We start from the raw sequence: 12,533 nt of genomic DNA, 5'->3' as shown, positions 1-12,533 counted from the left end.
TCCCAAAGTATTGCCTTTTTGTCTGGGTTTTTCTGTACTATTCTGTCAAGAGCATTGTAAGATGCATTGATTTTTCCCCCCACAAACCATTGTGCAAAAGGAGGATTCCACTCTAGTGCAGTGTGCCAGCGTTTAGACCAATAAAGATTCTCAGCCTGAGACTCCCAGAATTTTACGCTGTTTTGGTTTGCCGCAGCCCTTGTCTTTAGATCATTGTTTCCAAGACCTATGTTATACAAGTCCAATACAATCAGGTAGCATGCATGTCAAAAAAAAGGTTCGCTCAAATGGAGTTGGGAGCGAATCCTTCAATCCCGTCAGGTTGTACTAGGAGGATGATATTCTCTTAAGCCAGTCTGAATCTTGAGGGGCTTCGTCACCATCGACTCCGATGGCTACAGGCTTTGTTGCTGGTGCAGTGGGAATACTAGTACCAACTCCAATGTCCGCAGGTGCTGGAGTCTTTGGTTGTGAAGGAGAAGGACTTTCTACCTTTCCAAGATATGAAATGGCGGCTGAATGAACGTCCTGTTTTGGACTTTCTATGCGCTCTCCACTCTCAACTGAAAGATCGTTGATGCGACGTTGGATGCTTGTTATCTCTGCCTTTTCGTGTTCGATGTGTTCGATGATTTCAACTGTGTGAGTTTTGACTAAATCATACTTGGCATCAGATATCTCATTGCTCTTGTTTTGCAACTTGGCGTCAAATCTTAGCATCCTGATTGACTTTAGTTGACCATCAAGTTCTCCGAGTCTTTTCTCAAGTTTTTCTTTAATCTGTCTCTCAGTCTCATCCAGAGTTAACAATTTCATCTTATACTTCTCATGGATCAATTCAGCATCGTCTTTCATGTCATCGTTTTCAGATACGATATCCATCAGGGCACGTATACGACGCATGGTAAGCCCCTTCTCTCGCAATAGTCTTTGGGCATCTAATCTCCATCTAGGAATGAAAATTACATACTGTCCTTGAATGACCAATTGCTCGAATGCTATCTGCTTAAGTCCTTCAGAACCACAATCAACACCAACGGTTTGTACACTTCCATCAATGTCTGTTATAGTCCCTATTACTTTGCCGATATAGGTGCCGTACATGTCCTTAACTTGCTTGCCGATAAATTCGATCTCTTCCTTGCTCATTAGGTAGGTGTTTTAAATTTCATATAATCAGGAACATGTTAACAAGCTTTTCAGTTTTGGTAAGATCATTTTAGCTAATGATCATGCAAAAATACAAAAAATGCGTAATTTTATAATCACTTGCATAGTAATGGTCCAATAATGATTACAAAGGAAGAACTAGATCAGATACTACACTTTGTCTCCAAACGTTGGGTAGACATGAGCCGGGATGAAAAAAACAAGGCGTTTGAAAACATGCCGACAGACTTTTGGATGAACTCCATGGGCGGAACTGCAGGTCCAGGTAAGTGGGTAACAACTTTGATGTATACTGAAGATCCGCAAGAAGCTGATTCCTTCAAAGAAGTTTTACTCCGATGGCAGGTAAAACACAATGCACCAAAGATGGGTCCATCCGATCTGATCCAGATTGGAAAGAAGTAGTTATTATCTACAGAAGGTTTGAACGATATATTGTCATCAGAGTTTTCAGGTTCTGAAAAAGAAATTCTTTTGAAACATTTTTCAAATGTAGACGATTCTGTATTTGCCATTACCAGTCCAAGACAGGTTGACAGGGGCGCTCTGATGTCAAGATACAGTAGAACTGACAAGAGCATGCGAAAAATTTTCTTGGACGAGTTTGCGCAAAACGAAAATCGTGGTGAAGAATTTTACAATAAAGTTTTACTTGAATATGGAGACGATTCTGTTGCAGAACTTGGAGAAGCGCAGATTGCAATTGAAGGCTTGTCAAACATTGCAGTAAAAAAAATTGAAGACCGTAGAATTGGATTGTCGTATCTTGAAAAATCTTCGAGGTATGTTGCATGGGACAAAAAAGTAAATGGAGAGTACAAGTTTTACAGAGAGCCAGAAATAATGAGTTCAAGATACGCAGACAAGTACCTTGAGGCATGCAACTTGGATTTTGAAGTATATTCGAAGAGTATCCAGCCAGCAATAGATTACATGAAAGAGCGAGAGCCAATCGAGAATCAAAAGTTTCGAAACTCCAATGGAACAGATGTGCTATATTCCAAACTAACAAGCGAAGATGAGACAAAGTCCGCATCTAGAATTTACAATGCAACAATTCGAGCCAAGGCATTAGACATTCTCAGAGGATTACTTCCAGCATCCACTCTGACTAATGTTGGCATAACAGGAAACGGTAGAGCCTTTGAGTACCTGCTTACCATACTCTATTCCTCAGGCCTCGAGGAAGAAAGGGTTCTTGCAGCCAAGATTCAGAGAGAATTGAATACCACAATAAAGTCATTTGTAAGAAGAGCAGACGATACACACGGTAAGGCCTTGCAAAAATATCTAAAAAATATCAAGACAAAATCTATTTCACTTGGCAAGAAACATCTCAAAGTAAAAGGAAATACAAATCGCCTTACAGATTTAGTTGATTGGGAACAAGAAAAAAAGGCAGAAGAGAAAATAATTGCTTCCATATTATATGAACAGTCAGCAGGTATGTCATATAGAGACATACTTGTACAAGTAAAAAAAATAAAATCGCAAGAAAGGAAAAAAATAATAAAAATATTTTCTGATCAAAGACAGAACAGAAGACAGAGGCCTCCACGTGCATTTGAAATGACAGATTACACATTTGATTTTTTGACAAACTTTGGTATGTTTCGTGACTTTCACAGACACCGTGTGCTTACACTTGAGCGACAGTTACTTGCCGCAAACCGTGGATATTTTATGCCAAACGAGATAAAACAACTTGGAATCAAAAAAGACTTTGATGACTGTATGTACAAATCAAAAGAAGTTTGGGATGTTATCAAAACAAAGATGCCAGAGCAGGCCCAATATGTTGTAAACTTTGCATACAATTATCCATATTTTATGAAACTAAATCTTCGCGAAGCATCGCACTTGATTGAATTAAGAACCGTCCCACAAGGACATCAAGACTATAGAAAAGTCGCACAGGAAATGTTCAAGTCCATTAAAAAAGTCCATCCAAACCTGTCCAACATAATCAAGTTTGCAGACATGAAATCATATACTCTTGAAAGACTAGAAGCAGAAAAAAGAATAGAAGAAAAACGAAAGAAACTTTCAGGAAACTAGCATAGAATTCAATCCGGTAAAACAGCACAAGAAAATTTATAGAATGTACAAACAAAAAACGGTCAAGTGAAGACCCATAAAACTAAGGCCGTATGTTGTGTAGGAGTATTTGGCATAAGCATGTGCACTATCCTTATGAGCATAAGCATGGGTGGCTCATTTGCAGCAGCATTTTCAAAAGACTCTGGCATGCAGAGCATGAACTCTATGAACATGGATGACCAAAAAAAGGACAACATAGTTTTGGCATTTTTTAGCAGTCAGTGGGGAGATGCATTACTTGTAGCCTCATCAGCATTTATGCTCTTAGGAATTTGGTTTAGTGGAAAAATTAAGCTGATCCCTCTGGCAGTCTCTGGCATAGTCCTCATGTTCATAGGAATGTATTGGTACTATTCTATAAGTTTGCAGATAACAGGAGCTGCCATCATGGGCTTTGCGCATTTGTCTAACTACAATTACAAAGTTTCAAAATTGTTAAGAATCTAGTAAATCAATAGTTTGTATTACTGATTTTTGTTTTTTGACAATCTAGGAACTAGCAACATAGATCCTCCTACAATTCCACACATGATCAAGCATGGAAGAAAAGCAAGAAGCACTGGAACAAAAACAGCTAATGCAAGATTGTGTAAAGTAAATGCAAAATATGTTACACCGATAGATGCAAGAAATGATGCGACCAATATTACAATTTTATTTCTCTTGTTCATTTTAGAATTACACGACATCATTGTTTTTTCCTGCTTGGTGGTGTCCATCGTCTGAGCAACAGTGAACTACTTGTTACAGAAACAGAGCTTGCAGCCATAGCAAGACCTGCAAGAGCAGGATAAAGTAGACCCAATCCCGCCAACGGTATCAAAGCCGCATTATATACAAAAGCATAGAAAAGATTCTGCCTTATCTTGTTCATCGTTTTTTTACTTATTTCAATTGCAGATACGACATCTGTTAAATCATCTCTGATGAGCACTACTTTGCCTGCCTCTAGTGCAATATCGGTTCCACTACCTATGGCAATTCCAACATCAGCCTCGGTCAAGGCAGGTGCATCGTTTATTCCATCTCCAACCATGACTATTTTTCCTTCTTTTTGCAACAGTTTTATGATGTCAGCTTTGCCAGATGGTAAAACATTTGCAAAGAATTTGTCAATATCAAGTTCCTTTGCCACTGTACCGGCAGTCCTTTCATTATCTCCTGTGAGCATCACAACTTGAATTCCCATTTTTTTCAGGGACTGTATGGCAATCTTGGCATTTGGTTTTGGAGTATCTAATAGTGCAATAATACCAACAAGTTGTTTATCTAACGCAACAAGTATGGCAGTCTTTCCCTCTTCTTGGAATTTAATCAAAGATGATTCTACAGACTCTGTGCGTATTCCCGCATCTTCCATAAACCTTGAGCTTCCTACTAGTATGTTTTTGCCATCATATACTGCATTCACTCCTTTTCCTGGAATGACAACAAATTCTGTAGTATTAGACAAATGAATCTTTGAATCAATGGCATGTTGTACAATTGACTTGGCAAGAGGATGTTCAGAATTTTTTTCAGCAACAGCTGCGATCTCAAGTATTTTCTTATCAGCATTCATCCCACTTGCAACATTTTCTGATGCAAACACATTCTGCTTGATAGTTATGATGTCTGTGATCTTTGGTTTTCCTTGTGTCAGAGTACCAGTCTTGTCAAAGACTGCAATTTTTATCCTGCCAAGAATTTCAAGCGAGTCACCACCCTTGAAGACAACTCCATTCTGAGCGGCTTTACTCATTCCAACCATTATTGCAGTAGGAGTGGCAAGTCCAAGTGCACACGGACATGCTACAACAAGTATTGCCACTGCTGGAATGAGAGATGTAGCAAGTTGATGTACACCTATGGGCGTAAACAAATACCAAGTGATAAAAGTTGCAAAAGCAACAACCATGACTACAAAAGCAAAATATCCTGCAATCTTATCCACTGTTCTCTGCATAGGCGGCTTTCTGCCCATGGCATCTTCGACTAGCTTGACAACTTGGGCAAGCATTGTATCGCTTCCCACTTTTTCTGCTCTGATTACTAGTATGCCCTCTTGGTTAACTGTTCCGCCTATAGCATAGTCTCCAATCTTCTTGCCTACAGGTATGGACTCACCTGTGATCATGGACTCATCAACGGCTGAACTTCCTTCTAGAATTAGACTGTCAACTGGAATTTTTTCCCCAGGCCTTACAAGAATAATGTCGCCAGGCTTTATGACCTCAATTGGCACATCGAGCTCCTGCCCATCTTTTTTTATCCTCGTAGTCTTGGGTTGAAGCTCGAGCATTTTTCGTACAAGCGACGAAGCTTTACCCTTTGTTTTGGTCTCTAGATATTTTCCAAGAATTATGAAAGTTATAACTACTGACGATGCATCAAAGTAGATGTTATGCCATGTTGGAGTGGGAAATGTGTTAACTGCGCTAAACAAATACGCAGCGGTAGTTCCAGTTACCACTAACGTATCCATGTTTGCAGATCTCATTTTCCCTATCCTGNCACTAAACAGATACGCAGCGGTAGTTCCAGTTACCACTAAGGTATCCATGTTTGCAGATCTCATTTTTCCTATCCTATATGCACCAACATAGAATCTGCTCCCTACAACAAATTGCACTATGCTAGAACAGACAAGAACAACATAAGCCGTAATAGCAGTTCCCGCCATGGGTACAAATGAAAGGTATTCAGGATACACAAAAATTAAAACTGGAATTGTGAATGTAAGTCCGAGGAAAAACAATTTTTTGAGTTTTTTTGCTTCAACTTCTTCTGCAGACGCAGAAAGATCCTCGCTTAATATCTGATAACCGCTTTTAGTTATGGCTTGTCTTATATCCGAAAGCGATACCAATGTTGGATTATATTCAACTAGAACTTGTCCATTTCCAAAGCTAGCTGAGACGTATTTTACACCTTCAAGTTCTTGTAATCTTTTTTCTATTCTATTTGCATCACTAGAATCTGTCATGTTTCCTATCTTGATTGTGAGTTTTTCATAAACTACTTTGTATCCAATTTCTTCTACTGTTCTTTCAATTATGGCAAGATTAGTTATGCTAGGATCAAACTCTAATGTAGCTTTTTCTGCAGCCAGATTGACTTCACATTTTGTAACTCCATGAATCTCCATGACATGATTCTGGATAGCATTGACACATCCGGCACAGTGCATGCCGCCTATCTTTAATGCGGTACGCTTTGTCTGATCATGCGCTGTACTGACCATAGTGCCTTCCATGACCGTAATTACGATTAAAGGATACTTATTATCCCATCTTTACAATTGTAAAGATCAGCTTTCAAATAGGCTTTGTATGTATGGTTAACTATGCCTCTAAAACTAGATGAGATTGACCTTGCATTGCTAGAATCTCTTGTCAAAGATGGACGAAAATCTTTTCGTCAAATTTCAAGAGAAATAAAGGTTAGTACGCCTACCGTGAAACTACATTACGAGAGACTTGTCAATATTGGATTAATCAGGGGGATATCAGTAGACCTAGACTTTGGGAAATTGGAAACAGAAGCAAGTGCAAAACTAGATCAAATCCGACACAAGGCATTCAAAGGACACAAAATAAAAGTAGACAGGGGAATGCTAGTAAAGATCACTTGCGATTATTGCAATGGACCCACACACAATAAACCTAGCATATTAAAAGTGGGTGACCAAGAGAGATTTTTCTGCTGTTCATCATGCAAGACATTGTACAAGGAAAAATATCGCGGAAGAATAGAATCACTTTCTAACAAATAAAATTTGTGCCCTACTGACTTGATGTCATGTTCATGATTATAGATTCTTCATCTTTCAAAACATGATTTCTATAATCGGATATTGGTTCTCCATCTACAGATACACTGATTGTTTCTCCTTTCAAGTCCAGTCCCCAAATGTCTAGAAACTCACCTAGAGTGTAATTTCGGATTATCGTCGATTCCACATGGAGCATGCCATCAGCTGTATGAGTGTGTAGTGGTGCCATTCCCTTCATACCATACTGATCAAGTGCGTGGTATTTCCACAGATCTGGTTCTATTCCCACATTTTGCGGTACAAAGTATGGCTTTCCATTCACGTTTAGATACAAGCGTGGATGAATGTGTAACAATATTGGTTTATCATTTGAAGTCATGGTATCCGTAGTGGATTTCATTGATGCCATTCCAACTCCAATTAGAGCAACGATAATTATTCCTACTATAACAAGTGTTTTTTTCTTTTCCAACGTTTCTGTCTAGAACCTGAGATATTAAACAACAATAGCTTACAATTGTAAAGAATGTTCTACATTACAGAAACCCAACCAAGTAAAAAACGATGATTTTAAAATTTGCGCATAAAAGAAACGAGGAATTCTTATGAAACAATCATACGTCAAATATAAGAACTTTCAAGAGGCATGTATATGATGGCAAATACCGACTTTGATACAAAACAAAAAGACTGTGTTGAATATCTTGAGATTATCCGAGACATATTATGGAATAAAATGACCGAAGTGTAAGGGTACAGTCAAGAGACTCACCAGAATCAACACTTACTGGATAGTTTTTTGTGCTTTTCCAAATACTTGTTCTACTGTCCTTGGTTTGCCATCCTTGAACACATCTGTGCTACAGTATTTCATTGAAAATGCAGCCATCTGCATTATGATTGCCCTTAGTTCTTTTCCTTTTTCTGTAACGGTGTATTCTATCTTGATTGGAGTCTGTGCATAGACCTGTCTTTTTATCAAGCCACTCTTTTCCATCTCGCGTAATCGCACAGACAGTGTCTTTGGGTTTATTCCCTCAACTGATTCCAAAAATTGGTTGAACCTTGTCTGATTCAAAATTAACATGTTACGAAGTATGTGTATGGTAAATTTTTTGCCAACTAGTCGAAATGTGTTATCTACAGGACAGCATTTCATCTGGTCCGACATTTCTTTGAGTTCTTGTGGCATCAACTTACTAAAATCTCACTTACTTGCTATTGCATCACTTTCCAATTTATATACTTACCTTTCTATAGTGACTATAAGAAAGTAATATGGAATGCAAATCAGGAACATGTAACGTAGAAGAAGCAACATGCTCATGCACCTCAGAAATGGACTGCAGTGATTGTGGTTGTGGAACAGTTGATCCCATAAGACAATCAATGGAATTGCTACACAAGGCATTCCATGATGCATTGTACCAGGCTCATGTTGAGCGACTCAAAAAGAGGATCGATTCCTCGTTTGGTCCTTCACTTGACAAGGCAGCTGATGCAATGATCGAGACTGCTGCAAAGGTATGGCAGTCAACACTGGTCCAGGCAGAAGGCAAAAAAGAGCTAGAGTCAAAGTTGCAAAAAATATTTTCTGAAGCAAGTAGAAGATAATCTACTCCCCAGAACAGAGATCTTCCACTCTTCTTTTTTTNTAGAGTCAAAGTTGCAAAAAATATTTTCTGAAGCAAGTAGGAGATAATCTTAACTCCCCAGAACAGAAATCTCCCACTTCTTTTTTTATTCCAACCATCATGTTAGATTATCTCGGAATGGATACAATGATTTTATTGTACAAATCTTGGAATTTTTTTCACAATATGCGATATGGATATTCTTCCAGGACCAAGTACGATTACAGTCAACAGAACCACAAATATGAGCAATTCAAGCTCTAGGCCATTTTTTCCAGAAAATGACTGTAATTTTTTCACATACACCATGATTGTGAGCATCTCCATTGCAACAAGGCTTGCAGCTATTCGTGTCAATACACCTGCAATAAGCAATGCCCCACCTATTAGTTCCAACAGCCCTATCAATGGAGCCATCTCAGAAGGAAGACCGATGCTTGAGAAAAATCCCCCAGTACCGCTGTCAAACTTGCCAAGGCTGTGGACCATGAGCAAGACACCTACAGAGATTCTCAGTCCAAAATGACTAAGGTCGTGCAGTCTATGTGTTCTAAGCGTGGCGTCTGTCATGTTGCAATTACCTTGAATGCCTTAGTTATTGTTTACGCATATAATTTACTCAGCTAGTTGCATGAAAATTCAGCTAAGTTTTTACAAGGATTATGATATTCCAATAAACTTGTACCGTGTCTACAGTTCAGACACTTGTTTCAAATAATTAGAACAAGTGATCTTTCTTTTTTTATATCATTACAGGTTTTGTGTGCATCACAATTTTTGTTCTGTTGTAAAATGTTTTATTTTAGATATCAAGTTGATATTTCTTCCAGCGAGTGTGCCAACGCCCAACATCATAATCAGATCAACAATCAGTGTAACTTCAATTGCAAGTGTACTCAGAGTCTTTTGGGAGCCATATGCTGTCATGAGATAATCAGGACCTATGAAGACATATCCCAGTGCAAATCGAGAAACAAGACCTACTATCCAGATCACATATGGAATGTTACCACCCTTTGCGTGAATTTTGCCATCATCAGACCTCCAAACCTTGATGCTATCTTTGACAAGTCTATGTGAGAGATATGTTGCTCCCACTAGCACACCTGCATATGCAAAAACATACCAAATTGACACTCCTACCTGAAACGAGCTAAATACCGTAAACATGCTGATGCCAAAATATGATATTGTTGCAAAAATTACTCGGTTTTTGCTTACAGGTCCTCCTGAGAATATCTTTCTGAATCGAAAGACCATAACTATTGCAATCACTATTATAAATATCAGAATCTGGGATGACGCCATATCAGACCACTAAAATTTGTACATCTCTTGCAAATTTTTACAAGTTTTGAGAGTTTAATTCTTGCGTAGAAATAACATTACAATCAATCAAGAGGCAACAAAATATGGATTTCAGCACCCTTGCCAGTACCCTCAGACTCGGCCCATATCTTTCCACCATGAGCCTCTGTAATTCCCTTACACACGACAAGGCCAAGCCCAGAGCCACCATGTTCTCGTGTTACGGAGGTATCAATTTGGTAAAACTTGACAAAAATTTGTTCAAGCTTGTTTTTTGATATTCCTACACCATTGTCTTTGACAATTATCTTTGCGTTTTTGCCATCATGATATAGCTTGATGATTATCTTTCCATTTTCCTTGGGGCAAAAATCAATTGCGTTGTTTATCAGATTATGTATGACCTGCTCTATTCTCATAGGATCACACATACAAAATAGATCAGGTTGCAGTTGTGTAGATATTTCAATATGGTATTTTTCCAAAGTGGGCTTCATGTTTTCAACCACGTGAGACAAGATGTCAGCCAAGCTGTGTCGTGTTTTTGATACACGTAGCTGCCCAATCTCTATCTTTTGTACATCCAAAAGATCTGTCATAAGTTTTGAGAGAGTCTGCGAGTTTAGTTTTATAATTTCCAGTCTCTGCCTTTGTGCATCAGTTAATTTGCCAAATGTATCCGTAAGTAAGATATCCACGTACCCTTGAATTGGTACAAGCGGAGTCTTTAGCTCGTGCGTTATCATAGTCAGGAATTCTTCTTTTGACTTGTCAGTCTTGCGTAATTGCTCATATTGCTCTCGTATGCGAGACTCGTTTTCCTCGATCTTCTGTCTTGCGTTGTAAAGCTCAGTGATGTCTTTGATTATAGTATTGCTTCTCATTTCACCATCTTTTTCATAGAATGTGGTCGCACTCAATAATGCTGGAAAAACCGTATCATCTTTTCTTTTCATCCAGACTTCGCTGTTTGTAATGCTCGACCCAGACTTCCAGGAATCAAATGTCGCCTTCATAGGAGCAAGGCTTTTTTCTGCAGTATGATCAAAGATTGACATTCCAAGTGTCTGTGGTTTTGTGTATCCCAAGTTTATGGCATAAGCATCATTACAATCAGTTATGACACCTTTGGTGTCTATTGTACGCATCAAGTCAGGCGATGTATCATAGAGACTACGAAATTTCTTCTCAGCCGCAGTAAGCAGGAAATTTGTCTTTTTTAGTTCGTCGTATTGCTGGTTTATCATTTTTTGATCTTGCTCTATCCTTTCTCGCGCAGCATAAATGTCAGAAATGTCTCTAAATGCGACTGTTCTTCCTACGAGTTTGCCTTTTTCATCAAACAGACTATTTCCAGAGAACAAAGTTGGAAATATACTACCATCTTTTCTTTTGAGCCAGATCTCAATGTTGGATATAATTCCAGATACTTTCCATTCCTCAATACCTTTTTTCAGATCAGCTTGACTTCGGTCAGCAGTATGTTTGAAGATCGAACTTTGCATGATCTCTTCTTTTGTGTATCCAAGATTTTTGCTATATGATTGGTTGCAGTTTACAATTATTCCGTTAAGATCAATAGTACGCAAAAGATCAGGTGAGTTATCGTAGAGATTTTTGTATTTATTTTCCATCATCATTAGAGTGTCATATGTTTTTTTTAGTTCATCATATTTTTTTTCCAATTCTGTTTCCGTATGTTTTATTTTTTCAAGCGATTCGTGCATTAGAGATATATCATGAATTGTAATCAGATACATGTCAGATTCCTCATTCTCCTTGCCTATTTTTGCACCCTTGCATAAACCAAAAAATGTTTCATTTTTATTTTTTATCATCTGTAATTCTATTAATGGTCCAATTCCTTTTTCCACCATCTCCTTGAATCCAGCTAGTGCAGTTTTTTTGTATTCAAGTGTGATAAAATCAAAACAAGATTTACCTACAACATAACTTTTTGAATATCCAAAGTGTTCCAACATGCGTTTGTTGGCATCTATGATTATCCCAGTTCCATCTAGCGTACATACAAGATCCGGGGTTATTTCATAAAATGTCCGATATATCTGATCAAGTATACGAGATGGAATCATGTCATATTCCCTGTAGTGTAATATCGTTTTTAGTTATTAAGATCTTAGTCAACAAGATGAAATCATTAGGCAGGTTCGATGAGACAGATGCATGTACGGTACTATTACTTGGATAATAAGATAACAAAGACATTATTTTTCATTTTTCCTATATTTTTTGCCCGTATTTTTGTCAAAATATATGAATGTGCACTCGTGATTGGGACAGTGAAATATGCCAGAACCTGGGTCAAACTCTATTAATTCAAAGTCACAGTCAGGACAATTAAGTGTCATTAGTGCACTAGTCCGGGACTCTTATTTAAAAAATTTAGTCAATTTTTAAGAAAAAATGCCAAAAGAAGGTTATTTCCACAGAAAAGATTTAGTTTATTCACCCATGTTACATCAGATACATTGGATATTTTTCAGTGCTATGAGATACTGGGGTTAAAGCATGGGGCATCTGTACAGGAGATAAAGCAGGCATACAGG

Annotated in this window: 16 protein-coding genes; 5 read left to right on the top strand and 11 right to left on the bottom strand. The window is 38.1% G+C overall.

Features of this window, described 5'->3' with window-relative positions; all coding sequences use genetic code 11:
• On the bottom strand, positions 1-245 hold a 245-nt coding region (locus DYY66_RS10935), incomplete at its 3' end, for an acetyl-coenzyme A synthetase N-terminal domain-containing protein (RefSeq protein ID WP_304515763.1).
• A gap of 82 nt (positions 246-327) precedes the next feature.
• Positions 328-1,149 carry a CdvA-like protein gene (locus DYY66_RS10930; RefSeq protein WP_166289279.1) on the bottom strand — a complete coding sequence of 274 codons (822 nt, stop codon included), beginning with the start codon at positions 1,147-1,149 and terminating at the stop codon, positions 328-330.
• A gap of 141 nt (positions 1,150-1,290) precedes the next feature.
• Here DYY66_RS10930 and DYY66_RS10925 point away from each other — a divergent pair, with 141 nt between their 5' ends.
• The 3 genes from DYY66_RS10925 (at position 1,291) to DYY66_RS10915 (ending at position 3,717) form a co-directional block, all read left to right on the top strand.
• Entirely contained in the window at positions 1,291-1,575 is a 285-nt protein-coding gene (locus DYY66_RS10925) for a hypothetical protein (protein WP_166289277.1), read from the top strand.
• 30 nt (positions 1,576-1,605) lie between these two features.
• Positions 1,606-3,228, top strand: a complete 1,623-nt coding sequence (locus DYY66_RS10920) for an FAD-dependent thymidylate synthase (RefSeq protein ID WP_166289274.1) — start codon at positions 1,606-1,608, stop codon at positions 3,226-3,228.
• 120 nt (positions 3,229-3,348) lie between these two features.
• A complete protein-coding gene (locus DYY66_RS10915) occupies positions 3,349-3,717 on the top strand; it encodes a hypothetical protein (protein ID WP_255496442.1) in 369 nt (122 codons plus the stop codon).
• Positions 3,718-3,734: 17 nt separating this feature from the next.
• Here DYY66_RS10915 and DYY66_RS10910 read toward each other — a convergent pair whose 3' ends face one another.
• The 3 genes from DYY66_RS10910 to DYY66_RS16620 form a co-directional block, all read right to left on the bottom strand.
• Positions 3,735-3,941, bottom strand: a complete 207-nt coding sequence (locus tag DYY66_RS10910; RefSeq protein WP_166289268.1) for a hypothetical protein — start codon at positions 3,939-3,941, stop codon at positions 3,735-3,737.
• 17 nt (positions 3,942-3,958) lie between these two features.
• Positions 3,959-5,749 (bottom strand): copper-translocating P-type ATPase, encoded by a 1,791-nt coding sequence (locus DYY66_RS16625; RefSeq protein WP_394352643.1) that lies wholly within the window; start codon positions 5,747-5,749, stop codon positions 3,959-3,961.
• A gap of 14 nt (positions 5,750-5,763) precedes the next feature.
• Positions 5,764-6,493: copper ion binding protein (locus DYY66_RS16620; protein ID WP_394352642.1), on the bottom strand; the 730-nt coding region annotated here is incomplete at its 3' end.
• 102 nt (positions 6,494-6,595) lie between these two features.
• Between DYY66_RS16620 and DYY66_RS10900 the strand changes: the two genes are divergently transcribed.
• The gene (locus tag DYY66_RS10900; protein WP_166289262.1) at positions 6,596-7,024 is read left to right on the top strand and encodes a winged helix-turn-helix transcriptional regulator; all 429 of its coding nucleotides are present in this window, start codon (positions 6,596-6,598) and stop codon (positions 7,022-7,024) included.
• Between the two features lie 10 nt (positions 7,025-7,034).
• Here the strand turns inward: DYY66_RS10900 and DYY66_RS10895 are convergent, their stop codons facing one another.
• Together DYY66_RS10895 and DYY66_RS10890 are read right to left on the bottom strand one after the other, a co-directional pair.
• The gene (locus tag DYY66_RS10895; RefSeq protein WP_166289259.1) at positions 7,035-7,496 is read right to left on the bottom strand and encodes a hypothetical protein; all 462 of its coding nucleotides are present in this window, start codon (positions 7,494-7,496) and stop codon (positions 7,035-7,037) included.
• A 312-nt stretch (positions 7,497-7,808) separates the two neighbouring features.
• On the bottom strand, positions 7,809-8,216 hold the full coding sequence (locus tag DYY66_RS10890; protein WP_166289256.1) for a helix-turn-helix domain-containing protein: 408 nt from the start codon (positions 8,214-8,216) through the stop codon (positions 7,809-7,811).
• 86 nt (positions 8,217-8,302) lie between these two features.
• Here DYY66_RS10890 and DYY66_RS10885 point away from each other — a divergent pair, with 86 nt between their 5' ends.
• The gene (locus DYY66_RS10885) at positions 8,303-8,638 is read left to right on the top strand and encodes a hypothetical protein (RefSeq protein WP_166289253.1); all 336 of its coding nucleotides are present in this window, start codon (positions 8,303-8,305) and stop codon (positions 8,636-8,638) included.
• A 173-nt stretch (positions 8,639-8,811) separates the two neighbouring features.
• On the opposite strand, the gene DYY66_RS10880 is transcribed toward DYY66_RS10885, so the two are convergent.
• The 4 genes from DYY66_RS10880 to DYY66_RS10865 all read right to left on the bottom strand — a co-directional run bounded on the left by DYY66_RS10880 (position 8,812) and on the right by DYY66_RS10865 (position 12,335).
• On the bottom strand, positions 8,812-9,228 hold the full coding sequence (locus DYY66_RS10880) for a DoxX family protein (RefSeq protein WP_166289250.1): 417 nt from the start codon (positions 9,226-9,228) through the stop codon (positions 8,812-8,814).
• A 198-nt stretch (positions 9,229-9,426) separates the two neighbouring features.
• Complete coding sequence (locus DYY66_RS10875; protein ID WP_166289247.1) at positions 9,427-9,918, bottom strand: hypothetical protein; 492 nt, start codon at positions 9,916-9,918, stop codon at positions 9,427-9,429.
• Positions 9,919-10,049: 131 nt separating this feature from the next.
• Entirely contained in the window at positions 10,050-12,059 is a 2,010-nt protein-coding gene (locus tag DYY66_RS10870; protein ID WP_166289244.1) for a PAS domain-containing sensor histidine kinase, read from the bottom strand.
• A gap of 132 nt (positions 12,060-12,191) precedes the next feature.
• Entirely contained in the window at positions 12,192-12,335 is a 144-nt protein-coding gene (locus DYY66_RS10865; protein ID WP_166289241.1) for a hypothetical protein, read from the bottom strand.
• Between the last annotated feature and the right edge of the window lie 198 nt (positions 12,336-12,533).

The organism is Candidatus Nitrosotalea sp. FS (assembly GCF_011319475.1).
In the GTDB taxonomy this organism is placed as follows: Archaea; Thermoproteota; Nitrososphaeria; order Nitrososphaerales; family Nitrosopumilaceae; genus Nitrosotalea.
This window is presented reverse-complemented; position numbering and strand designations above follow the sequence as displayed.